Annotated in this window: 29 protein-coding genes; 19 read left to right on the forward strand and 10 right to left on the reverse strand. The window is 62.4% G+C overall.

Annotated elements, in window-relative coordinates; all coding sequences use genetic code 11:
- Nucleotides 1-5 precede the first annotated feature (5 nt).
- Nucleotides 6-485, forward strand: a complete 480-nt coding sequence (locus tag ACSSV3_RS06730) for a DUF1203 domain-containing protein (protein ID WP_354323185.1) — start codon at nucleotides 6-8, stop codon at nucleotides 483-485.
- Nucleotides 482-1,543, forward strand: coding sequence for a bifunctional transcriptional activator/DNA repair enzyme AdaA (locus ACSSV3_RS06735; protein ID WP_454184774.1), 1,062 nt, complete (start codon nucleotides 482-484; stop codon nucleotides 1,541-1,543). Before ACSSV3_RS06730 ends, ACSSV3_RS06735 begins: the two co-directional genes overlap by 4 nt.
- On the opposite strand, the gene ACSSV3_RS06740 is transcribed toward ACSSV3_RS06735, so the two are convergent.
- A complete protein-coding gene (locus ACSSV3_RS06740) occupies nucleotides 1,538-2,155 on the reverse strand; it encodes a hypothetical protein (RefSeq protein WP_354323187.1) in 618 nt (205 codons plus the stop codon). The genes ACSSV3_RS06735 and ACSSV3_RS06740 overlap by 6 nt on opposite strands.
- Nucleotides 2,156-2,299: 144 nt before the next feature.
- Here ACSSV3_RS06740 and ACSSV3_RS06745 point away from each other — a divergent pair, with 144 nt between their 5' ends.
- Nucleotides 2,300-2,602, forward strand: a complete 303-nt coding sequence (locus ACSSV3_RS06745; RefSeq protein WP_354323189.1) for a GIY-YIG nuclease family protein — start codon at nucleotides 2,300-2,302, stop codon at nucleotides 2,600-2,602.
- Between the two features lie 56 nt (nucleotides 2,603-2,658).
- Here the strand turns inward: ACSSV3_RS06745 and ACSSV3_RS06750 are convergent, their stop codons facing one another.
- Both ACSSV3_RS06750 and ACSSV3_RS06755 read right to left on the reverse strand, forming a co-directional pair.
- Complete coding sequence (locus ACSSV3_RS06750; RefSeq protein ID WP_354323191.1) at nucleotides 2,659-3,294, reverse strand: glutathione S-transferase family protein; 636 nt, start codon at nucleotides 3,292-3,294, stop codon at nucleotides 2,659-2,661.
- 122 nt (nucleotides 3,295-3,416) lie between these two features.
- Complete coding sequence (locus ACSSV3_RS06755; RefSeq protein ID WP_354323192.1) at nucleotides 3,417-5,585, reverse strand: primosomal protein N'; 2,169 nt, start codon at nucleotides 5,583-5,585, stop codon at nucleotides 3,417-3,419.
- A 55-nt stretch (nucleotides 5,586-5,640) separates the two neighbouring features.
- On the opposite strand from ACSSV3_RS06755, the gene ACSSV3_RS06760 reads away from it, so the two are divergent.
- Nucleotides 5,641-6,339 carry a DUF4197 domain-containing protein gene (locus tag ACSSV3_RS06760; RefSeq protein WP_354323194.1) on the forward strand — a complete coding sequence of 233 codons (699 nt, stop codon included), beginning with the start codon at nucleotides 5,641-5,643 and terminating at the stop codon, nucleotides 6,337-6,339.
- Between the two features lie 28 nt (nucleotides 6,340-6,367).
- Here the strand turns inward: ACSSV3_RS06760 and ACSSV3_RS06765 are convergent, their stop codons facing one another.
- Entirely contained in the window at nucleotides 6,368-7,024 is a 657-nt protein-coding gene (locus tag ACSSV3_RS06765; protein WP_354323196.1) for a DUF2490 domain-containing protein, read from the reverse strand.
- Nucleotides 7,025-7,084: 60 nt separating this feature from the next.
- On the opposite strand from ACSSV3_RS06765, the gene fsa reads away from it, so the two are divergent.
- The 8 genes from fsa (at nucleotide 7,085) to ACSSV3_RS06805 (ending at nucleotide 13,919) form a co-directional block, all read left to right on the forward strand.
- Nucleotides 7,085-7,738 carry a fructose-6-phosphate aldolase gene (gene fsa / locus ACSSV3_RS06770; RefSeq protein WP_354323197.1) on the forward strand — a complete coding sequence of 218 codons (654 nt, stop codon included), beginning with the start codon at nucleotides 7,085-7,087 and terminating at the stop codon, nucleotides 7,736-7,738.
- Nucleotides 7,739-7,756: 18 nt separating this feature from the next.
- Nucleotides 7,757-9,598, forward strand: a complete 1,842-nt coding sequence (cobT, locus tag ACSSV3_RS06775) for a cobaltochelatase subunit CobT (RefSeq protein ID WP_354323199.1) — start codon at nucleotides 7,757-7,759, stop codon at nucleotides 9,596-9,598.
- Nucleotides 9,595-9,963, forward strand: a complete 369-nt coding sequence (locus tag ACSSV3_RS06780) for a DUF2513 domain-containing protein (RefSeq protein ID WP_354323201.1) — start codon at nucleotides 9,595-9,597, stop codon at nucleotides 9,961-9,963. The genes cobT and ACSSV3_RS06780 overlap by 4 nt, the downstream gene beginning before the upstream one ends.
- 75 nt (nucleotides 9,964-10,038) lie before the next feature.
- A complete protein-coding gene (locus ACSSV3_RS06785; protein ID WP_354323202.1) occupies nucleotides 10,039-10,326 on the forward strand; it encodes a ribbon-helix-helix domain-containing protein in 288 nt (95 codons plus the stop codon).
- Complete coding sequence (locus ACSSV3_RS06790; protein WP_354323204.1) at nucleotides 10,323-10,607, forward strand: type II toxin-antitoxin system RelE/ParE family toxin; 285 nt, start codon at nucleotides 10,323-10,325, stop codon at nucleotides 10,605-10,607. The genes ACSSV3_RS06785 and ACSSV3_RS06790 overlap by 4 nt, the downstream gene beginning before the upstream one ends.
- A gap of 11 nt (nucleotides 10,608-10,618) precedes the next feature.
- Nucleotides 10,619-11,281, forward strand: a complete 663-nt coding sequence (locus tag ACSSV3_RS06795) for a nitroreductase (RefSeq protein WP_354323206.1) — start codon at nucleotides 10,619-10,621, stop codon at nucleotides 11,279-11,281.
- Between the two features lie 108 nt (nucleotides 11,282-11,389).
- Nucleotides 11,390-12,868, forward strand: coding sequence for a cysteine--tRNA ligase (gene cysS / locus ACSSV3_RS06800; protein ID WP_354323208.1), 1,479 nt, complete (start codon nucleotides 11,390-11,392; stop codon nucleotides 12,866-12,868).
- Nucleotides 12,869-12,980: 112 nt separating this feature from the next.
- Complete coding sequence (locus tag ACSSV3_RS06805) at nucleotides 12,981-13,919, forward strand: D-2-hydroxyacid dehydrogenase (RefSeq protein ID WP_354323210.1); 939 nt, start codon at nucleotides 12,981-12,983, stop codon at nucleotides 13,917-13,919.
- 25 nt (nucleotides 13,920-13,944) lie between these two features.
- On the opposite strand, the gene ACSSV3_RS06810 is transcribed toward ACSSV3_RS06805, so the two are convergent.
- The 3 genes from ACSSV3_RS06810 to ACSSV3_RS06820 all read right to left on the reverse strand — a co-directional run bounded on the left by ACSSV3_RS06810 (nucleotide 13,945) and on the right by ACSSV3_RS06820 (nucleotide 15,338).
- Entirely contained in the window at nucleotides 13,945-14,646 is a 702-nt protein-coding gene (locus tag ACSSV3_RS06810) for a TonB-dependent receptor (RefSeq protein ID WP_354323212.1), read from the reverse strand.
- A 66-nt stretch (nucleotides 14,647-14,712) separates the two neighbouring features.
- On the reverse strand, nucleotides 14,713-15,138 hold the full coding sequence (locus tag ACSSV3_RS06815; RefSeq protein WP_354323213.1) for a hypothetical protein: 426 nt from the start codon (nucleotides 15,136-15,138) through the stop codon (nucleotides 14,713-14,715).
- Entirely contained in the window at nucleotides 15,135-15,338 is a 204-nt protein-coding gene (locus tag ACSSV3_RS06820) for a hypothetical protein (RefSeq protein WP_354323214.1), read from the reverse strand. Before ACSSV3_RS06820 ends, ACSSV3_RS06815 begins: the two co-directional genes overlap by 4 nt.
- A 122-nt stretch (nucleotides 15,339-15,460) precedes the next feature.
- Here ACSSV3_RS06820 and ACSSV3_RS06825 point away from each other — a divergent pair, with 122 nt between their 5' ends.
- Nucleotides 15,461-16,141: a S24 family peptidase gene (locus ACSSV3_RS06825; protein WP_354323215.1), complete on the forward strand. Its 681-nt coding sequence runs from the start codon at nucleotides 15,461-15,463 to the stop codon at nucleotides 16,139-16,141.
- Nucleotides 16,142-16,153: 12 nt separating this feature from the next.
- Here the strand turns inward: ACSSV3_RS06825 and ACSSV3_RS06830 are convergent, their stop codons facing one another.
- A complete protein-coding gene (locus ACSSV3_RS06830) occupies nucleotides 16,154-16,729 on the reverse strand; it encodes a hypothetical protein (protein ID WP_354323216.1) in 576 nt (191 codons plus the stop codon).
- Between the two features lie 135 nt (nucleotides 16,730-16,864).
- On the opposite strand from ACSSV3_RS06830, the gene ACSSV3_RS06835 reads away from it, so the two are divergent.
- Nucleotides 16,865-17,506, forward strand: a complete 642-nt coding sequence (locus ACSSV3_RS06835) for an MBL fold metallo-hydrolase (protein WP_354323584.1) — start codon at nucleotides 16,865-16,867, stop codon at nucleotides 17,504-17,506.
- A gap of 98 nt (nucleotides 17,507-17,604) precedes the next feature.
- On the opposite strand, the gene ACSSV3_RS06840 is transcribed toward ACSSV3_RS06835, so the two are convergent.
- Nucleotides 17,605-18,000: an MAPEG family protein gene (locus tag ACSSV3_RS06840; protein ID WP_354323218.1), complete on the reverse strand. Its 396-nt coding sequence runs from the start codon at nucleotides 17,998-18,000 to the stop codon at nucleotides 17,605-17,607.
- Between the two features lie 227 nt (nucleotides 18,001-18,227).
- On the opposite strand from ACSSV3_RS06840, the gene rpmF reads away from it, so the two are divergent.
- The 5 genes from rpmF to ACSSV3_RS06865 all read left to right on the forward strand — a co-directional run bounded on the left by rpmF (nucleotide 18,228) and on the right by ACSSV3_RS06865 (nucleotide 21,394).
- On the forward strand, nucleotides 18,228-18,404 hold the full coding sequence (gene rpmF / locus ACSSV3_RS06845) for a 50S ribosomal protein L32 (protein ID WP_354323220.1): 177 nt from the start codon (nucleotides 18,228-18,230) through the stop codon (nucleotides 18,402-18,404).
- 38 nt (nucleotides 18,405-18,442) lie between these two features.
- Nucleotides 18,443-19,534: a phosphate acyltransferase PlsX gene (gene plsX, locus ACSSV3_RS06850; protein ID WP_354323222.1), complete on the forward strand. Its 1,092-nt coding sequence runs from the start codon at nucleotides 18,443-18,445 to the stop codon at nucleotides 19,532-19,534.
- Complete coding sequence (locus ACSSV3_RS06855) at nucleotides 19,531-20,505, forward strand: beta-ketoacyl-ACP synthase III (RefSeq protein WP_354323224.1); 975 nt, start codon at nucleotides 19,531-19,533, stop codon at nucleotides 20,503-20,505. The genes plsX and ACSSV3_RS06855 overlap by 4 nt, the downstream gene beginning before the upstream one ends.
- Nucleotides 20,506-20,643: 138 nt before the next feature.
- Nucleotides 20,644-20,943 carry an integration host factor subunit alpha gene (locus ACSSV3_RS06860; RefSeq protein ID WP_354323226.1) on the forward strand — a complete coding sequence of 100 codons (300 nt, stop codon included), beginning with the start codon at nucleotides 20,644-20,646 and terminating at the stop codon, nucleotides 20,941-20,943.
- 19 nt (nucleotides 20,944-20,962) lie between these two features.
- Complete coding sequence (locus tag ACSSV3_RS06865) at nucleotides 20,963-21,394, forward strand: MerR family transcriptional regulator (protein WP_354323227.1); 432 nt, start codon at nucleotides 20,963-20,965, stop codon at nucleotides 21,392-21,394.
- Here ACSSV3_RS06865 and ACSSV3_RS06870 read toward each other — a convergent pair.
- The gene (locus ACSSV3_RS06870; RefSeq protein WP_354323229.1) at nucleotides 21,391-22,116 is read right to left on the reverse strand and encodes a class I SAM-dependent methyltransferase; all 726 of its coding nucleotides are present in this window, start codon (nucleotides 22,114-22,116) and stop codon (nucleotides 21,391-21,393) included. The two genes, ACSSV3_RS06865 and ACSSV3_RS06870, sit on opposite strands and share 4 nt — an antisense overlap.

The raw sequence follows: 22,116 nt of genomic DNA on the forward strand, positions 1-22,116 counted from the left end.
GGACGATGGTGGAATACGAGATCAAAGGGCTGGATTGGAGGGAGTTCGCGCCGCTATACGGTTTGGACGACGAGGAGCTGGTTCGGCGTGGCGTCGTACGGATGGTGGTTGATGCTCAACCAGGCTACCCTTGCCGCGTGACACTTGAGGATGCAGTTGCGGGCGAAACTGTGCTGTTGCTCAACCACACTAGCCGTGCAGATTCAGGCCCATATCGAACGAGCCACGCAATCTTCGTGCGCGAAGGTACAAAGGCAGTGGCGCGTTACATAAACGCAGTGCCGCCAGTGTTTCTGCCACGAGTGCTGTCCTTGCGGGGGTTTGACGCTGATGGCATGATGGTTGACGCTATCCTTGCACAGTCGGGTGAGGCGGATGCAGGCTTGCGGCATCTGTTTGCTCAGCCAACGATAGTGGAAATCGACGCGCACAATGCGGTGCGGGGGTGTTTTGCCGGACGGGTCCGGCGGAAATGTTTCACGTGAAACCAATAAAACCATCAACAATACCTTTGGGCGATGATGATCGCTGGCGCATCGCGCTCGCCAAAGACCGGCGGTTTGACGGCGTATTTGTGACCGGCGTGCATTCGACCGGGATATATTGCCGCCCATCGTGCCCGGCGCGCGCGCCGCTGCGCAAGAATGTGCGGTTCTATGCGAGCCCCGGTGAGGCAGAGAATGCGGGTCTAAGGGCTTGTAAACGCTGCTCTCCTGATACCCAAAGCGCCGAGGAAGCATGCGTGCTGGCCGCTATCGCCGCGATTCGAGCCAGCCTTGATCAAGGGCGCGGGCCGATGACGCTGGAGGCGCTGGCCGGCCTGACCGGCTACACCCCCACCCACTTCCAGCGCTTGTTCAAACGCACCGTCGGCCTGTCACCCGCCGCCTATGCCAAGGCATTGCGCGAAGAGCGGGTGCGCGGCGCGCTGTCCGACGGATTGGGGGTGACCAAGGCGCTATCTAGCGCGGGCTACGCGGGTTCTAAACAGTTCTACGCAGAGACGAAAGGCAAGCTGGGCATGACGCCGAATGACTGGAGCAAAGGCGGCGCGGGCAAGCGCGTGCATTGGGCGGTTTTGCCGACGACGCTGGGGCCGATGCTGGTCGCCGCGACCGACAAGGGCGTGTGCTGTCTGGCGTTCGGAGAGGACGAAGGGGAGTTGCGGGCGCGCTTTGCGAAGGCGGAGCTGGTGCCAGCGGGTGAGGACTTTCGCGCGTTGTTTGCGCAGGTGCTGGAGGCGGTCGAACAGCCGGGGCCGGGGTCTGCCGCGATCCCGCTCGATGTGAAAGGCACCGCGTTCCAGCAGCGCGTCTGGGAAGAACTGCGCCGCATCCCGTACGGCGAAACGCGTTCCTACGGCGAGCTGGCAGCAGCCCTCGGCAACCCCAAAGCCAGCCGCGCGGTCGGCGGGGCGAACGGGGCAAACCACGTCGCAGTGCTGATCCCCTGCCACCGCGTGATCGCGGCGGACGGGTCGCTGGGGGGCTATGCCTACGGGCTGGCGATCAAGGCGGAGTTGTTGAGGCGGGAAGGTTCATAAACTGACACTGTCGATGTCCAGATACGACATTTCTTGGAAGCTCCAAGAACCTCCGGTTTTGTGTGGTCCCTTCCAACCTTTTTCGAGAAGAACCTTTAATTTTCGACCATATCGCCTCATCAGGCCGCAATAGGCTGTCCAAAGTTGAGGAGTGAACCAGCGTTGCATATCGGATTGCTGAGCCGTCAAACCACACGGATAACGAGACCAAGTTTCAATGCCTTCTTCGAACACAGCAATAATCAATTCGCTGCGCTTAGGCATTGGTATGAGAACAGACCGATTTTTGAGGTCGATGAGCCGATGAGAACGTAGCTCCCGCGCAAGCCTGCCGTCTGCCACGAAGTTTGGGTTTTCGTAGACAAGAAAAGCCTTGATCGCGTTTTCAAGAGCGAAACCCCCTAGCAGGAACATGGATCGGTCAACGACGTCCCACTTCAGCGTCTTGCCACCACCGTCGTTGAATTGGAGATAGCCACGTCCTTTTTGGCTGTTAAGACGGACACACTGCTCAAAAAGGTTGTCGGCAGTCAAAAGCCAATGGTGAGGGTTCGCTAACTCTGCAAACCATTGCTGGTTTGATTCACCGTGCTTCGGAGGATAAACTTTCATTGTTCTACCTTACCCGACATTTTTGGCGGAGTGAAGGCAGCGGGACCCCGGCTCGGGGGCCGGGGTGACGGGAACAGGGCAAAACCTCCACCCCATCGTCGCCCCGGGCTTGACCCGGGGTCCCGCTTTCTTTTCAATGACCTGATGGATCGCGAAACGCAGGGCGGCTGGATCTACATCATGGCGGACCGCTATCGTGGCACGATGTATGTGGGCGTCACGGCCGACCTTGCGGCACGGGTGAGCCAGCACCGTGCGGGCAGCGGTTCTGACTTTTGCGCGCGTTATGGCTTGCAGCGGCTGGTGTGGGCCGAGCGGACTGACGCCATCGACGCTGCGATTGCGCATGAGAAACGGGTCAAACGCTGGCGGCGTGAGTGGAAGTTCGCGTTGATCGAGAAGGGCAATCCGGATTGGGATGATCTTTTCGACCAGTTGCTGGCCTGAAGAAGCGGGACCCCGGCTCGGGGGCCGGGGCGACGTTGGGGAGGGGTGTGTTCCCCTCAATCCAGCTTGGGCGGCATTCCCGGTTCGCACTTCGCCATTGCGCGCTGATAGGCCTCACGTGCGCCAATCCGCTTCAAATAGGCTTGCAGGTTCGGCATTCCGTCAATGCTCGACCCGCTCATCGCGCGGCTGGTGGTCAGCTGAAACCCCATCATGATGTCGGCCGTGGTCAGCTGCGCGCCGCCGAAATACTCGGCCTCGCCCAGCCGTTTTTCGACAATCGCCCAGCCTTTCGCCACGCGATCCGCCACAAATGCGGGCAGTTCCTTCGCCCCCATGAATTGCGCCACCAGCGCCATCATGCCGTTGGTCATGAATGTCGCGTTGGCCCAGTGGTAATAGAACAGGTGATCGGCAAAATCGGGATGATCCGCGCCGGGCACCAAGGGCGTGTCGGGCGCGTATTTGGCGATGATGTAATCGATGATCGCCCCGCTTTCCCCCAGCACAAAATCGCCGTCGGTAATCACCGGCGCAATGCCCATAGGGTGCAGCGCCTTGAATTCATCGGGCGCGAGGCGGTTATCGGTGCGGCGGTTATACAGTTTCAGATCGTATTCCAGCCCCAATTCCTCGGCCAGCCAGACGATGCGTTCGGATTGCGACAGCCGCAGGTGGTGGATGGTCAACATTGGGGGGCCTTTCTGATGAGTGTTTGCGCGCCCAGTCTTTGCGTGCGGGCACCAGAGAGTCGAGCAAATTGTCGGCGGCCACGCGATATTCGCGCCGTTTGGCCGTGGCCCGCGATCATGCGCTACACAAAGCTGTAGGGATCAATATCCACCCCCACCCGCACCCCCGGCGCGAATTGCACCGCGCCGATCCAGTCGCGCAAAACCGCTTGCAGGTTGGCGCTGCGCCGTGCGTTGACCAGAAAGCGGTACCGATAGCGCCCGCGCAGTAAGGCCAGCGGGGCAGGTGCGGGGCCGAGGATTTGCACATCGGCCAGCCGGGGCCGCGCATCGCCCAATCGCGCCGCCGCCGCGCGCGCCTCGCGCTCGTCCTCGGACGACAGGATGATTGCTGCCCATCGCCCGAAAGGCGGGGCGCCCGCATCGCGCCGCGCGGCGGTTTCGGCGGCGTAGAACCCGTCGCGGTCACCGTCGGCCAGCGCGGCGATCACCGGGGCATCGGGGTGGCGGGTCTGGATCAGCACTTCGCCCGGTTTCGCCCCGCGCCCGGCCCGCCCCGCGACCTGCGCGATCTGGCTGAAAGTGCGCTCACCCGCGCGCAAATCCCCGCCTTCAAGCCCCAGATCGGCATCGACCACGCCCACCAGCGTGAGTTCGGGGAAGTGAAACCCCTTGGTGACAAGCTGCGTGCCGATGATGATGTCGATCGCACGGCCTTCTGCCATCGCGATGAACTCGGCGGCGCGTTCGGGCGTGTTGAGCGTGTCCGATGTGGCAAGCGCGACGCGGGCATCGGGGAATAGCTCGCGCACCTCGTCAGCGATGCGTTCCACCCCCGGCCCGCAGGCGACCAGGCAATCGCTCTCGCCGCATTCGGGGCAGGCATCGGGCACCCGCGTTTCAAACCCGCAATGGTGGCAGGCGAGCCGCGCCGACAGGCGGTGTTCGACCAGCCAGGCGCTGCATGACGGGCATTTGAAGCGGTGCCCGCAATTGCGGCACAGGGTCAGCGGGGCATAGCCGCGGCGGTTGAGAAACAGCAGCGATTGTTCGCCCTTGTCCAGCCGATCGCGCAAGCCATCGACCAGCGGCCCGGCGAGCCAGCGCCCGGAACCGGGCTTCTCCTCGGTCAGATTGACCAGCCGCACTGTCGGCAGGCTCGCCCCGCCAAACCGGCTGGGCAGATCGAGTTTTTCATACACCCCGATATCGGCCATGTGCAGGCTTTCCAGCGCGGGCGTGGCGCTGGCGAGGATCACCGGCACGCCTTCAAACCGCGCGCGCATCACCGATACGTCGCGCGCGTTATACCGCACCCCGTCATCCTGTTTGAAGCTGATTTCGTGCGCTTCGTCGACCACGATCAGGCCGGGATTGGCGTAGGGCAGGAACAATGCCGAGCGTGCGCCGACCACCACTTGCGCTGACCCGTCCGCAATCGCGCGCCACGCCCGCCGCCGCTCGGTGGATTTGAGCGAGGAATGCCACAGCACCGGGGCCGCGCCAAACCGGGCAGCAAAGCGCGCGAGGAAGTTTTCGGTCAGCGCGATTTCGGGGAGCAGCACCAGCACCTGCTTTGCACAGCGCAGCGCCTCTGCCACGGGTTCAAAATAGGTTTCGGTCTTGCCAGACCCGGTCACTCCGTCGAGCAGGAAGGGGGCAAATTCGCGCGCCTGCACCGCCGCCACCAGCCGTGCTGCAACTGCGGCCTGAATCGGGGACAGGTCGGGTTGATGGTGGTCGGGATCAGCGGGATCGTAAGGCCGGTCGATCGCGACGGTAACGGGTTCGATCTGCCCCGCGCCCGCCATCCCGCGCAGCACGCCTTCGGACACCCCGGCGATGGCGGCCAGTTCGCGCATGGTGCCCTGTTCGCCGCCGAGCTTTTCCAGCGCGGTTTTGCGCGGCGCGGTCAGCCGCCCGGAACCTTCCGCGCCCGTCAGCCGGTATTCGGTCATCGTCGCAGGGCCGCCGAGCGCGCCGCCACTGGCCAGCGCCATGCGCGCCACACTGGCGAGCGGGGCGCAATAATAATCCGCGGTCCATTCGATCAGCCGCCGCAGCGGCGCGGGCAAGGGCGGCACGGGCAGCACTTCGATCAGCGGGCGCAGGCGTTCAAAGGCGATCTCGTCGCCCGGCAATCGCCCTTCGTCCCACACGATCCCCGTCACCTTGCGCGGCCCCAAGGGCGCGATCACCACGCTGCCCGCAGGCGCAGCCACCCCTTCGGGCAGCCGGTAATCGAGCGGGCCAAGCGCGGCGTTGAGGATCAGCAGGCGGACGCGGTTCATCGTGCCGCCATATGGGCGCTGGCAAAGGGCAAGGGCAAGCAGGGAGACCCGATAAATGACCGATATTGCCAACTTCACCCCCACCCGCCGCGCGTTGATAGCCGGAGCCGCTGGCGCGGGCGCGCTGTTGCTGATGCCGGGATGCGCCAGCACTAGCGGCGGGTTCAGCATGGTCGAAGCGGTGCGGCGGATGCTGCTGCTGGCGTCCGAAAACGCCTTTGCGCGCCTGACCGCGCCGGGCGGGTTCTGGGACGAACAGGTGGCGCGCATCGGGCTTAACCAGTTGATGGGCACGCGCGGCGATGTGCTGTCGCGCATCCTCACCTCTTCACTGGTCAAGGATCGGCTGGAAGAACGCTTTGCCAGCCTCGCCATCGAAGCCAGCTTTCGCGCCGCGCCGGTAGTAACCGATGCGGTGCGGGTGATCGGGTTTGAAAACGCGATTGATCTGGTGCGCGGCGGGCCAACCGCGGCCAGCACGTTCCTGCGCGCGGAAATGGGCAGCGCGCTGATTGATGCGATGGTGCCCGAATTGGGCGAAGCGATCCGGCTGAGCAATGATCCACTTATCGGCCAAACCATCGGCGCGCTGACCGGGGTCAATCCCGGCGATGTCGCCAGCCGTATCGGGCGCGAGGTGGATAATGCAGTATGGGGCGAAATCGCGCGCGAGGAAGCCGCGATCCGTGCCAACCCGCAGGCCACCCGCGATCCGCTTCTGATCGGGGTGTTCGGGCTGGGCCAGCGAATCTAGACCCGGCCGAATCTAGAACCGGCCGAATCTAGAACCGGTAAGTCAGCACCGTTTGCGGCACGTGGCTGATGCGCGCTGGCAGGTCGCGGCGCGGGAACACCACCAGCCAGTAATTCGCGCCCAGTTCCAGCCGGTCACTGACGCGGTAGGCGATGCCCGTCTGCGCGCGCCATTGCTCGGTCGATGCGCCTTGGTCTGCATTGCGCGATTGCAGCAGACCCAGCCATTCGCCGCCTACCTTGGCACTCCAACCGCTGCCAATCGGCTGATTATACTCGATGCGCTGGCGCAGGCGCAGTTCCACCCGGTCGGCTCCATCAAAAAACCGCTGTTCAAACCGGGTGCGTGCTTGCACCCGGCCACGCCGCACCACTGCCTGCTGGAATGACCGGATTTCGGTGTTGCCCCCGGCATCGAACACCCCGCCGCCCCCGCCGATGCGCACGCCATCGGCCACGGCTTGCAGGATCGTGAACCGGATCGTCTGCTGATCGCCCCCGCGCGCCTGTTCGCGCCATCGCTGGCTGCCATCGATGGTCAGGCTGGTGTCGCGATCAAGATCGCCGGTGACAACGAAGTATTGCCACAATTGCGTGTCTTCATCGGCGGCAATCGCTTTCGACGGTTGCCAAGCCGCAAGCATGGCGGCAAGCAGCATCGCAAAGCGTGTGGACGATCCGATCATGCGCGTTTCCTACGCCGCGTGGCCGCGTTCTGGCTACCTGCAAATTATTGGAGTGAACCCATGAAATTCTTTGTCGACACTGCCGAGATTGAACCGATCCGCGAACTGGCTGCCACCGGCCTGCTGGACGGCGTCACCACCAACCCTTCGTTGATCGCCAAATCGGGGCGCGATTTCATGGAGGTGACGCGCGAAATCTGCGGCATCGTCGATGGCCCGGTTAGCGCCGAAGTGGTCGCATTGGACCACGCGACGATGATGAAAGAGGCCGAGGTGCTGCGCAAGATTGCCGACAATGTCTGCATCAAGGTGCCGCTGACGGTGGACGGGCTGAAAACCTGCAAGGCGCTGACGGGCGAAGGCACGATGGTCAATGTGACGCTGTGTTTCTCGGCCAATCAGGCGCTGCTGGCGGCGAAAGCGGGGGCGACATTCATCTCGCCGTTCGTCGGGCGGCATGATGATAACGGGTTCGACGGGATGGACCTGATCGAGGACATCCGCCTGATTTACGACAACTACAACTTCGCCACCGAGATTCTGGTAGCATCGGTGCGCCACGTCACCCACGTCTTGCAGGCCGCCAAGATTGGCGCCGACGTAATGACCGCGCCGCCCAAGGTGATCCACGACCTGTTCAAACACGTGCTGACCGACAAGGGCATCGAAGGCTTTCTGGCCGATTGGGCCAAGACCGGGCAGAGCATTTTGTAACGCGAGCATTATTGAGGCATGGCAGACCAATCCCCGCTCGATCTGTTCAAACAGGCGCTGACCGGCGCGAGCCGCGCGATTGCGCGCGATCCGGAGGTTGAGGTCGCGTGGAGCGCCGATGTGCCCGGCGCTGCGGGCAACCGGTTCCGCGTTCCGCTGCCGGGGCGTGATCTGCCGGCCGATCAGGTGACCGAAGCGCGCGGGTTTGCGGATAGCTTTGCACTGAAACTGCGCCATCACGACGCGGGCCTGCACGCGAAATCCGCGCCGCCCGAACCGATTGCGCGGGCGTGCTATGACGCGATCGAGCAGGTGCGGTATGAGGCTTTGGGTGCCAACCGCTTCGGCGGCATCCGCGCCAATCTTGATGCCGCAACCGAATTGCGCACCGCGTCGGACAAGATCGTGCGCGCGCAGAATTCGTCCGAAGTGCCACTGCAAACCGCGCTCGCGCTGCTGGTGCGAGAGGCGCTGACGGGTGAGGCGGTGCCGGAAAAGGCGCGCGGCGGGCTGGAATTGGTGCGCGCCTTTCTGGAGGAAAAAGTCGGCAAGGATTTCGGCGCGCTGGCGGAAAAACTCTCCGATCAGGAAGCGTTTCAGAAGCTCGCGCTCGATATGCTGCGCGAACTCGATCTGACCCAGCCGAGCGACGCCCCCGACCAAAGCGATTCCGACGACGCAGACGATGATGACGGCCCCGACTACAACGAGGGCGAAGACGAAAATCAGGGCGAGGGCGATCCGCAATCCGCCGAAATGGCGGGCGACATGGCTGAAGGCGAAGGCGAGGGCGACGAATCCGCGCAGGCCGAGGCCGATGGCGATATGTCCGAAGGCGAACCGGGAGAGGATGGCGATGGCTCCGAAGCGCCGGTGCGTCCCAACCGCCCGCACGGCGACATCCCCGCCAGCGTCGATTACAAGGCCTTCACCACCCGTTTCGATGAAGAGGTCGCCGCGCCCGACCTGTGCGATGCCGAGGAACTCGACCGGCTGCGCGCCTATCTCGATAGCCAGCTGACGGGGTTGCAAAGCGTGGTGACGCGGCTCGCCAACCGGCTGCAACGCCGGTTGATGGCGCAGCAGAACCGCAGCTGGGATTTCGACATGGAGGAAGGCGTGCTCGATGCGGCGCGGCTGGCGCGGGTGGTCATCTCGCCCGGCACGGCGCTCAGCTACAAGGTTGAACGCGATGTCGAATTCAAGGACACCATCGTCACCCTGCTGATCGACAATTCGGGATCAATGCGCGGGCGGCCGATCAGCATCGCCGCGATCAGCGCCGACATTCTGGCGCGCACGCTGGAACGCTGCGGGGTGAAAACCGAAATCCTCGGCTTCACCACACGCGCGTGGAAGGGCGGGCAAAGCCGCGAGGCGTGGCTCGCCGATGGCAAGCCGGCCAATCCGGGGCGATTGAACGACCTGCGCCACATCATCTACAAACAGGCCGACGAACCCTGGCGCCGCGCGCGCCGCAATCTTGGCCTGATGATGCGCGAGGGGTTGCTGAAGGAAAACATCGACGGTGAGGCGCTGATCTGGGCGCACAGCCGCCTGCTCTACCGCCCCGAAGAACGCCGCATCCTGATGGTCATCAGCGACGGCGCGCCGGTGGACGATTCGACGCTATCGGTGAACTCGGCAGGCTATCTGGAAGCGCACCTGCGCAGCGTGATCGAGTGGATCGAGAAGGTGTCCCCGGTGCAGCTGGTGGCGATCGGGATCGGGCATGACGTGACGCGATATTACCGCCGCGCGGTAACGATCATGGACGTGGAACAGCTCGGCGGCACGATCATGGAGCAGCTGGCGGAGTTGTTCGAGGATGAGAAGGGTGTGAAGGGGCGGGGGCGGTGAAGCGTGATATGGATCTTGTTCGGGACATCCTAATTTGGATGGAGTCGCAGCCAGATGATCGGTTTTCGCTGCAACAAGTCCTCGTTGATGGGAAAACTTCGATGACGCGTGAAAAATTTGAAACCGTGGTGCATCATGTTTTGCTATTAGAAAGTGGAGGCTACATTCACCAACCTCAGAGGCATTATTATGGGATGACTTGGGAGGGGCATGAATTTCTAGATAAGGTTCGTGACCCGGAGATTTGGCGAAAAACAAAGGCAGGTGCCACAAAATTGAATACATGGAGCGTGAAGCTTCTTGGCGAATTGGCAACTGGCTACATCAAGGCGAAAGCGGTTGAATTGGGATTGCCGCCCTTTTGAGTTTCTATGACGCGGCTGCTCGTAACACCGCAGCTTCCTTGCCCCAATCACACAAAGTATGATATCTGCATACGCATGAGCAAACTCGAACGCATCACCGTCACCATGCCCGCCGAAATGGCAGCCAAACTGCGCGCGGCGGTGGAGGAGGGCTCCTACGCCACCTCCAGCGAAATCGTGCGTGAGGCCGTGCGGGCGTGGGTCGACAAGGAAGAACGGCGTGAAGCGGCGCTTTCCACCTTTCGTTCCGAGATTCAAAAGGGGCTGGCTGGCCCCTTCCGCGACGGTGAGACCGTGATGAATGAACTGCGCGATTATGTCGGCAAGCTGGTGCAGGAACAGACCCACGACGAAGCGGCATGAAATACCGCGTTTCTGACGAGGCGCAGCGCGACCTCGTAGGTATCGGTCAGCACATCGCCCAAGATAATCCTACGCGGGCCTTGTCATTTATCGATGAAATGACAGCGAAATTCCGCCTCGCGGCAGATCGCCCACTATCATTTCCGGCGCGGGAGGAGTGGCACCCCGATTTGCGCTCAGCCTTGCATCGACCATACATCATCGTATTCCGCGTCGCCGATGATCATGTCGACATAGTGCGTGTCTTCCACGGTGCGAGAGATATTCCGAACTTGCTTTGAATGGGATTACAATGAACGTTACCGAAGCCGTTACCACCCGCCGATCAATCCGCACTTTCCTCGATAAGCCGGTTGATCTGGCCACCATCACCCGCGTGATGGACAAGGCCCGCTGGGCCGCATCGGGGTGCAATTATCAGCCGTGGGAAGCCAGCATCGTGACCGGCCAGCCGCTCAAGGATTTGCAGGCCAAACTCACCGCCTCCGCGCCGCAAGCCGCCGAATATGATTGGACCGCGCCCGGCACCGAAGATGCCTACAAGCAGCGCCTCAACGCGGTTTCGCGTGAGATGTTCGGCGCGATGGGCATTGCCCGCGACGATGGTGAGGGGCGGATGAATGCGATGATGCGCAATGCCACCAGCTTTGATGCGCCTGCGGTCATGTTCGTCTATTTCCCGCGCCTGATGAAAGAACCGCAATGGTCGGACACCGGCATGTGGCTGCAAACCATCGCGCTGCTGCTGCGCGAGGAGGGGCTGGATAGCTGCTTTCAGGAATATATGGCGCTCTATGCCAATGTGATCCGCGAGTTCCTCGGCCTCGATCACGAACGCTATATGTTATTCTGCGGCATGGCGATCGGCTACCGCGATCCCGATGCGCCGCTCAACAATTTCGAGCGTGAGCGGGTGCCGCTGGAAAGCCAAGTGAAGTTCATCGGGTTTGCGTGAGCCGCCGTCACCCCAGCGAAAGCTGGGGTCTAGGGCCGCACACAATGACCTCGCCGCCTGAGATCCCAGCTTGCGCTGGGATGACGGAATAGGGCAAAGGCCGCCCATATGACCGACCTCAAACTGTTCAACTCGCTCACCCGCAAGCTCGAACCCTTCACCCCCGTCCACCCGGGCGAGGCGCGCGTCTACACCTGTGGGCCGACGGTCTATAACTACCCGCATATCGGCAATATGCGCGCCTATGTGTTCGCCGATGTGCTGGGGCGGACGCTGAGCTGGAAGGGGTATACACTCACCCACGTCATCAACATCACGGACGTGGGCCACCTTACCGACGATGCCGACGCGGGCGAGGACAAGATGGAGAAGATGGCTGCGGAAAAGGCGCAGTCGATCTGGGACATCGCCGAACATTACAAGCAGGCCTATTGGGCGGACGTGAAGGCGCTCAACATCCGCCAACCCGCGCAGTGGACGGTCGCGACCGATTACGTCGTGCAGATGATCGAATTTGCGCGAGGCATCGCGGACAAGCATTGCTACGAGCTCGACAGCGGGCTCTATTTCGATGTGTCCACCGTGGCCGATTACGGACGCTTGGCCCGCGCCGTGACCGAAGACGGAGAGGGCCGGATCGAAAGCGTCGAGGGCAAGCGCAACGCGGCTGACTTTGCGATCTGGCGCAAGACTCCGCCCGGAGAGACGCGGCAGATGGAATGGGACAGCCCGTGGGGCCGGGGCGCGCCGGGCTGGCATCTTGAATGTTCGGTGATGAGCGGCGAAGTGCTCGGCTTCCCCTTCGATATCCACACCGGCGGGATCGACCACCGCGAAATCCACCACCCCAATGAAATCGCGCAGAATCAGGCGCATTGCTGCACCAATGGCCTAGACGACCCGAAGAATTCGGGCGCCAAAATCTGGATGCACAACAACTTTCTGGTCGAACGCCGGAAGGATTCAGGGGGGGGCAAGATGTCGAAGTCGTCAGGCGAGTTCCTGCGGCTGCAATTGCTGGTGGACAAAGGCTACCACCCGCTGGCCTACCGCATGATGTGCCTGCAGGCGCATTACCGCAGCGAGCTGGAGTTCAGCTGGGAAGGGTTGGGCGCGGCGCTGACGCGGCTGAAGCGGATGGTGATGGCGCTGGCCAAGTGGCAGGCAAAGCACGATGAACAAGGCGGCCCGGTCTATGGCGATGCGTGGGAGCGCAACAGCGACACTGTCGCCCTGATCGAACGTTTCGATGCCGCCGTGGCCAATGATCTGAACACGGCGGACGCTTTGACCGTGATCGATGAATGTCTCGGGCTAAAGGGGGACAGCAATTCTATCATGTCGGCGGTAAGCCGGATGGATATGGTTCTCGGCCTTGGCTTGTTCGACCTCACCCGCGCCGACCTGCGCATCCGCCCCAAGGCGGCGACCATCACCGAGGCCGAAATCGAAACCGCGCTCGCCCGCCGCAAAGAGGCGCGCGCCACCAAGGACTTCGCCCGCTCCGACGCGATCCGCGATGAACTTGGCGCGGCTGGCGTCGAAGTGATGGACGGCGACCCGCTCGGGTGGGAGTGGAGGCTGTGAACCCCATTCCGTCACCCCGGCCCCCGAGCCGGGGTCCCGCTGCCTTCAACCGCGTTAGAAAAAAAGCGGGACCCCGGATCAAGTCCGGGGCGACGATAGGGGAAAAAGACCAATGACCATCCTAGCCATCTCCGGCCTGATCCGCCCGATGCTCGAAAGCCGCCTCCCCGAAGGGCTCGACGTGCGCTGGTTCATGACCCCCGAACAGGCGATGGACGCCGTTGCCGATGCGGAAATCGGCTGGTTCGACATGAACGATCAGGCCGCGATGGCGCAAACCCTGCGCGCGGCGAAAAAGCTCAAATGGCTCAATTCGATCTACGCAGGCCTCGATTTCCTGCCGTTGGACGTGCTGATCGAGCGCGGGATCACCGTCACCAACGGGGCCGGGATCAATGCCATCACCATCGCCGAATATGTGGTGATGGGGATGCTCAATATCGCCAAGGGCTACCGCGACGTGGTGCGAGCGCAGGAACGGCGCGAATGGCTGCTCGACAGCCCCGGCAAGCGCGAATTGGCGGGATCGAAGGCGTTGCTGCTCGGCTACGGCGCGATCGGCAAGCTGATCGAGCCGCGCCTCGCCGCGTTTGGTGTCGATGTCAGCGTGGTGCGCCGGTCGGGCGGGGATGGCACCTTGCGCCCCGACGAATGGCGCGCGCGGCTTGGCGAGTTTGACTGGATCATCCTTGCCGTGCCCGCCACGCCCGAAACCGAAGGCATGATCGGCGCAGGCGAACTGGCGGCGATGAAATCGGACGCGGTGATCGTCAACATCGCGCGCGGATCTGTGATCGATCAACCCGCGCTGGTGGATGCGCTGTCCGCCAAGGCGATCGGGGGCGCCTTCCTCGACGTGACCACGCCCGAACCGCTGCCTGCCGATCACCCGCTATGGGCGCTCGACAATGCGCATATCACCATGCACCTGTCAGGCCGGGCGCAGGACAAGATGTTTATCCGCTCCGGCGACCGTTTCCTGGATAACCTCGGCAAATATCTGCGCGGAGAGCCGGTCGCCCCGGTGTTCGACCCGCGGCTGGGTTATTGAAACTGGGACATATCTGCTGCTCAAGTCAGCGTTTCGGGATGATCCTCAGTTCATAGGGGATGAACAGGAGTACCTCGCCCGGTCCAGACTGCGCCCATTGCACCGGCATATTGAGCCCGGTCAGTTCCACGCCATAGCCATCGCCAAGCACTTCGGCCTGCCGTTTTGCATCATCTGCCACCAGCGCAACGATCTGCGATCGGTAGCTGTCCGGTCCGACGATAGAGAGGGTGGGGTCTTCAAGTACATCCATCTGAGCTCGGCCAACCTCCGGAACACCTTCGACAAATGCCTTTATCGCCGCCTGCGCCTGCGCCACCCCGCGTGTCCCGAGCGGGGCTTTGACCAGAAAGTCGATCCGTTCGCTGTCCGGTCTGCGGTCGTTGATCAGTTCCAGTTCGTCGGCATTCTCTGGCGTCAACCGTGTGAGAATGTAGTCGCCTGTGGCCAGTTCCACGCCTTGCTTGTCAGCCGCCCGGATTGCGTTGGCCAGCATGGAGCGGATTTCCTTTTCACGTCGATCAGGATCGCGAGAGTCGCCGCGAATGGTGACCTGCTGGACGAGGAAATCGGCCTTGCGTCGGAGGCCGACGGCGGGCCGAAAGTCGGAGTAATCATCCTGATCAACGCGTGATGCGGTAACGACGATTTCCTGCTGATGGAGATCCTGCGCTGCTAGCGGTGCCGCAATTGCCGTGGCGAGCATAGCGAAAATCAGCCGACGCATCGCAAATCTCCTTTTGGTTTCGTCGGTTTATCCGGCAAGCGGAGATCATGGTCAAGCAGTCCGCGCTCACCCGTCCTCCAGCAGCAGCAACACCGCCGTCACCTCCAACCGCTCCATTGCGCCGAAGCGGTGGTCGACGCTGGTGATCGTGGCATCGGCCACCAACTGTCCGGGGATCGTGAATTCGTGATCGGGCAGGCGCTCGATCAGTTCTTCGCCGTGGGCCACGGCCTCGGCCCCGCAGAACTCCAGCACCACTTCGTGGCGCGTGCCGGAAAAGGTGATCGAGGCCCAGGCCTTTTCCTCATGCGAGATCAGCGTGCCCGCGCCGTCGGTCAGCGCCATCAGCGCGCTGCGCACGCGGTCTGCGGTGGTGCGGCGGGCGCGCAAGGCGGGGGCGGGTTCAGGGGCGGGTGCGGATTTGACCTCGATATCACCGAAATCGGCAAAGATGTGGGCGAAGGGATCGCGTAAAGATTCGGTCAGCATCATGCGGCCTCCTTCATCTGATCGGCGACCCGGTCAGCATAGCCCTGCATCCATGCGCGGGTGCGCAATTCGGTATCGGGACGCGCGATGCGCCCCATCCGAAGGTCGAGCACAAAGCGCGGGTCATGGGCGGCGAGCCGCCCGAATTTGGTGGCGGGCATGGCGTGTGTCCGCAGGAAGGTTTCGATGGTCCGAAGCAGCATGGTTTGCGTCCCTGTTGAATGCTTGGCGTTGGGCGGGCATTGGGCGAATCGCTCAATGTTCCTTAAATGTTCCAGCTGAAATCCTACTTGTCTAGGAAAAATCCTTCGTGTAGGATGTTTCCATGAAAAAAGCCGATCAAAACCATGGTGAGAGCCCCGCTGGCCCGCGCGCCCGGCTGCTGGAACTGGCGCAGGCGCGCGGGGTGAGCCTTGCTGCGCTGTCCGAAATGCTGGGGCGTAATCCGTCCTATCTCCAGCAATTCATTCGCAAAGGTTCGCCGCGCAAGCTGGAAGAACAGGACCGCGCCACACTCGCGCAGTTCTTCGGCGTGGGGGAGGAGGAATTGCGCGATGTTAAGGATAATTCCTATATCGCGCCACTCAAGCCGCGCGAATCGGGCGCGTGGGTGGATGTGCCCCGGCTTGATCTGGGCGCGGCGGCGGGGCCGGGCCGGGTACCGGGAAGCGAAGCCGCGTTCGACACCTTCCGCTTCTCACGCCGCTGGCTGGCCGAACACGGGCTCGAACGCGCGCAGCTATCCGCGATCACGGTGGAGGGGGATTCGATGGAGCCGTTGCTCAATAATGGCGATGAGATTCTCGTCGATTGCGCGCCGCGCCCATTCCGCGACGGCATCCATGTGGTGCGGCTGGGCGAAACGCTGATGGTCAAGCGCGTGGCGAGCACGGGCGCGGGACGGGTGGCGCTGCTATCGCAGAACCTCGCCTACCCGCCGGTCGAGGTGGCGGCGGACGAGGTGGTGATTATCGGGCGGGTTGTGTGGAAGGGGGGGCGGGTGTGATGCCTGCGCCTGTCAGTCCAGGAGATAGGGCATATGCTTGCGCATGTAGCCCTCGGACACGAGTTCAGCCTCACCAATATCGTGGTAGGGCATTTTCGCGGTCTGTGGTGGGATCGGCCGGGCGAACATGTTTCGCGGAAAGCGGGGATCGTGGCCCAACTCTGCTAGCAGCTTAGGGCGTTCCTCTTCCCAGCCCGGCTCCAATCCGATGCCGTGCTCCGGCCATGTCCTTTGCTTGTCCAGTTCGCAAAGTCGGTCAATGATACGATTGATGCCGCGCTGTCTGCTGCGATAGGGCTCAGGCATATCTTCAGGAGGCAACACCCCTCCCGTGAGGCGATTTTTCCCGTTGGACTGCGCCATGAAGATTGCGAGCGCCGTCACGCGGTCCATGCGCTCCTGCTCCACAAGCCAGGCCATAAAGTCTTCATTCTCGACGCCGAAGATGACCATCGAGAGGGCCACCACGTGCCAGATGAGAGGGTCGCCCCTCTGTTTCACCCATGCCATGTCGTCGGCGTTCGTGAAATCGAGCGAATCGCGCAGTGGTGAGGATCCCGGTTCGCTCGTCGATTTCCTGCCAAACATGGTTCAGACTCCTGTAATTCGGACAGAAGATTGCACGACACGGGTTAAAATCGCGTGACTTGCCAGTCCGGCTGCGAAGACTATCTTGCGCGCATGATCGACACCGCCAAGCCGCTGCCCCCCCAAAGCCTACCCATGCGCGCCGCGATTATTCCGGTAACGCCGCTCCAGCAGAATTGCTCGCTGATCTGGTGCACCAAGACCATGCGCGGCGCGCTGGTTGATCCCGGCGGCGATCTCGACAAGCTCAAGGAAGCCGTCGCCAAGGCTGGCGTGACGCTCGAAAAACTGCTCGTTACCCACGGGCATCTCGACCATTGCGGGCAGGCGGGGATGCTGGCCGAGGAGTTGGGCCTCCCCATCGAAGGCCCCCACCCCGATGACCGTTTCTGGATCGAGCAATTGGATGATGACGGTGCGCGCTGGGGGATGGTCGCCAAAAGCTTTGAACCGGCCCGCTGGCTCCAGCAGGGCGACACGGTGACGGTGGGCGAACTGACTCTCGACGTGATCCACTGCCCCGGCCACACCCCCGGCCACGTGGTGTTCTACCACGCGCCCAGCCGCTTCGCGATTGTCGGCGATGTCTTGTTCCAGGGCAGCATCGGGCGGACGGACTTCCCGCGCGGCAATCATCAGGATCTAATTGTTTCGATCACCCAGCGGCTCTGGCCGCTCGGCGAAGACGTGATGTTCATTCCCGGCCACGGCCCGACCAGCACCTTTGGCCGCGAGCGCAAGACGAACGCGTTTGTGAGCGACTACGCCTTGTCCTGAATGATCGTCATTGCGAGGTGCCGAAGGCGCCACGGCAATCCAGAGCGTAACGCGAACTGCTCTGGATTGCTTCGCCTGCGGCTCGCAATGACGGGGTGTTACATCACCCCCGCTGCCACCAGCGCCGCGACCACCGCCAGCCCCAGCTGGGTCAGCATCGTGGTGAGCGTGCCGATCATCCGGCCGACCTTGGCGTTGCCGCCGTCCATCCCGAACCCGTGCGCCACCCGGCCGATAAAGTATGCCGCCGCAACGTAAGCCAGCCACCAGCTGCCTGCGCCCGCCAGTTCGATTGCCGCGATCAACACCAGCACAAACGCAGTGTTTTCGACATAGTTCAACTGCGCGCGCATCCGGCGTTGCAGCGGCTCGCTGCCGCCGTCGCCCACGCTGATGCCGAGCGCGGTGCGCAGTGCGCCGATGCGGATCGACAGCCAGATATTGAGCACAGCGGCGGCCGCGGCGGCGGCGAGTGTGACTGGAAGCACGGTCATGGTAAGATCCCCTCGTTATTGTGCCGAGCGTGCTAGGCGCGCGCAGGGCGGGTTGCAACGTGCGAATTTTCAGCTATAGCGCGCCCCTTCCCGCCGCTGCTGGCCAAGGAATGCACGCATTTGCTGCGGCTTGTGCGCTCGCTTCCCTTGCCGTAGAGGCGACCTTTCGAGAATCACGGCGCCCGGTGGCGCGATCAAACGCATTTAGTTGAGGAATTGGTGCCGCCATGGCTGTCCCCAAAAGAAAAGTATCCCCGCATCGTCGTGGCAATCGCCGTTCGCACGATTCGCTGCCGGTTGAAGCCTTCGGTGAATGCTCCAACTGCGGTGAATTGAAGCGCCCGCACAATATCTGCGGACACTGCGGCCATTACAACGGACGTCAGGTTGTTGCTGTCGGCTGATTGCCGGTGGCCCTCACCATAGACCGGAAGGAAGCGCAATGAGCCTCCCGCGTATCGCTGTTGACGCGATGGGCGGCGATGTAGGCGTGCGCGTGATGGTCGAAGGCGCCGCGCTCGCCCGCCGCAAGCATGAAGGTTTCAACTTCCTGCTGGTGGGTGATGGCAAGCGCATCGAAGCGGCGCTCGCCGACCATCCCAATATGCGCGGCGCTTCGGAAATCCTCCATTGCGAAGACGTGGTGGGCGGAGACGAACTGCCGAGCCGCGCGATCCGCCGGGCCAAGACCACTTCGATGGGCCTCGCCGTCAACGCCGTGAAAACCGGCGATGCTGGCGCTGCGGTCAGCGCGGGCAATACCGGCGCGCTGATGGCGATGAGCAAGATTGCGCTGCGCACCATGCCGGGGATTGATCGCCCCGCGCTCGCCGCGATCATGCCGACCTTGCAGGCGCATGATGTGGTGATGCTCGATCTGGGCGCCAATACCGAAGCCGATGCGCGCAATCTGGTGCAATATGCGGTGATGGGCGCGGCCTATTCGCGGATCGTCAACGGCTTTGAAAAGCCGGTCGTCCGCCTGCTCAATATCGGCACCGAAGAAATCAAGGGCACCGAAGAACTGCGCGATGCCGCCGCGATGCTGGTCGCCGCCTGCGCCCGCGAAGATGGTGGACTGGCGCTGGTGTTCGATGGCTTTGTCGAAAGCGACAAGATCAACCGCGGTGAAACCCATGTGGTGGTGACCGATGGCTTTTCCGGCAATATCGCATTGAAAGCGATCGAAGGTTCGGCGCGGTTCGTGACCGACCTGTTGAGGCAGGCGTTTACCTCCTCGCTGCGGTCGAAGATCGGGTTCCTGGTTTCGCGTCCGGCAACCGAATTGCTGAAGCATCACCTTGATCCCAATAATCACAACGGCGCGGTGTTCCTTGGCCTCAACGGCGTGGTGGTGAAAAGCCACGGCAGCGCCAATGCCAATGGTGTGGCCCATGCGGTCGCAGTGACGGCGCGGCTGCTTGAAAACAAGCTGACCGAACGGATCGCGCATGATCTTGCAGCCTTGGGCGAAGGCGCACTCAGCCGCAATGGGCGTTCCAGTGCCGCCAAAACCAGCGAGCCGGACGCGTGAACGGTTCGCGTATTATAGGCACGGGATCGGCACTGCCGCGCCGGATTGTGACCAATGCCGAACTGGCCGAGCGGGTTGATACCTCGGACGAATGGATCGTCGAACGCACCGGAATCCGTCAACGCCATATCGCCGAACCTGATGAGACCACCGCGACGCTGGCGACCGCTGCCGCGCGCGCTGCGCTGGCCGATGCGGGGGTGGATGCCTCCTCAATCGGGCTGATAGTGCTGGCCACGGCAACGCCCGACAATACTTTCCCCGCCACCGCAACCAAGGTGCAGGCTGCATTGGGATGCCGCGGCGGGATTGCGTTCGATGTCGCGGCGGTGTGTTCGGGCTTTCTTTACGCGCTGGCGACCGCCGATTCGCTGTTGCGCACCGGGATGGCCAAGCGCGCGTTGGTGATCGGCGCGGAAACCTTCAGCCGCATTCTCGATTGGGAAGACCGTACCACCTGCGTGCTGTTTGGCGACGGGGCAGGCGCGGTCGTGCTCGAAGCGCCGGACGCGGATGCGGGCGGCAGTGATGCGCCCGGCATCCTTGGCACCCGGCTCCATGCCGACGGGGCGTGCCATGATCTGCTGTATGTCGATGGCGGGCCTTCGACCACGCAGACCGTCGGCCATGTGCGGATGCGCGGGCCTGAGGTGTTCCGCCACGCGGTCGTCAACCTTTCCAGCGTTCTTAAAGAAGTGCTTGAAGAAACAGGCATTTCATCGGACGAAATCGATTGGGTCGTGCCGCATCAGGCCAATGCCCGGATCCTTGATGCCACCGCAAGGAAGCTTGGCATTTCGCCGGACAAGGTGGTGGTGACCGTGGATCGCCACGCCAATACCTCGGCCGCATCGGTGCCGCTGGCGCTCGATACAGCGCGGCGCGATGGGCGGATCAAGCCCGGCGATCTCGTCATGCTCGAAGCGATGGGCGGCGGCTTTACCTGGGGTGCCAGCCTGATCCGCATGTGATTGGGACGCGGGTAAGTGTCCCGTTCGCTGACACAATTGCTGAAAACTCAACATTCGGTTCGGCATCGCATTGCGAAACCGCCGAATATTTGTAAGATATCGGTCTTTAACGGGGTCGCACCGCTAGGGAGAAATCGCATGATGCGTTCGGTAGGCACGTTGACCCGCGCTGATCTGGCAGAAACCATCAACCGCAAGATGGGGTTCAGCCGGGCAGAATCGCTTGAATTGGTAGAAGCCATCCTCACCAAGATGAGCGATGCCTTGGCCAAGGGTGAAAACGTCAAGATTTCGGGTTTCGGCAGCTTTGTGCTGCGCGACAAGAACGAACGTATCGGCCGCAATCCCAAGACGGGCGTTGAAGTGCCGATCACCCCGCGCCGGGTGATGACGTTCCGCGCGAGCCAGCTGCTCAAGGAACAGATTACCAAGGGGTGAGCAATCAGGGTGAGGTTTGATGACCGGATTCGATGACGGCAAGGATGATGGCGCGCTCCGCACCATCGGTGAAGTCAGCGATGCACTGGGCATCAAACCGCACGTGCTGCGCTATTGGGAAGCGCAATTCCCGTTGCTCAAACCGTTGAAACGCAGCGGCGGGCGGCGCTATTACCGGGCCGCCGACGTGGCGATGGTGGAAACCATCGACCGGCTGGTGAACCACGAAGGCTACACCTTGAAAGGTGCCGAGGCGGTGCTGCGCGGCGCTGCCAAATCCGCGCTCGACCGGCGCGGTCAGGATCGTCGTAGCGGAGATCGCCGGGTTGCCGCCGAAACGGTTGAGACCCCCGGTGTGCGGCTGATGGTAAGCGACGGCCCCGACATGGCCGAAACCATCGCCGCGCTCAAAACGATCCGCGCAAAGCTGGCGACCGCGCTGGAGGCTTAGCCGCCGGGCTTGGTGCCGCACACCCCCGACGCGCAGCCAAAAAAGAAGCGGCGATAATTGGTCGCAAGACCTGCATTTCCAAGCATTTGCGAAAACTCTTCAGCATTGCCAAAGTTGGTCGAATAGGTGGCGATCATTGCAAAGTCTTGTGCTCCGCGAAGAAGGAGGCGTTCGACTGTGGGCAAAACCGTTTTCAGATGAAAAAGATAAAGTGGACGCAGGATCCAGCCCCTGGGATCGGACGCCTCAATGAAAGCGAAGCTGCCGCCGGGTTTGAGTACGTGGGCAGTCAATTGCGCAAGGCGTTCATGCTGCGCTGAATCGAACGTCTTGAGACCGAAGGTCGAGATGACGAAATCGGCGCTTTCGCTCGGCAGGTCGCTGGCGAGCACATCGTCTTCGACAAAGGTGATTTTGTGAGCGCGCATTGCGTGCAGGCGATCCATGGCGCGCAGATGCATCCCCGGCGATATGTCGACAGCGATTATCTCGCCAATGGTTGGATTGGTGCTCAAGAGATGGGGCCACACCTCCCCTGTACCGGCCATGAAGTCGTAGCCCTTTGCGCCCGGTGGTAGCTTCTCAAGCATTTCCGCACACTGTCGCCGCCAGCGCTCGGTGAAGCCGAACGAACACGCCGTGCTAAAGGCAATGTATTTTCCAGAGCAGCGGTCAAAGACATCGCGGACATAGGCAGGGTCGTAAATATTTGGCTTGGTCAT

The organism is Porphyrobacter sp. MBR-49, from assembly GCF_053628655.1.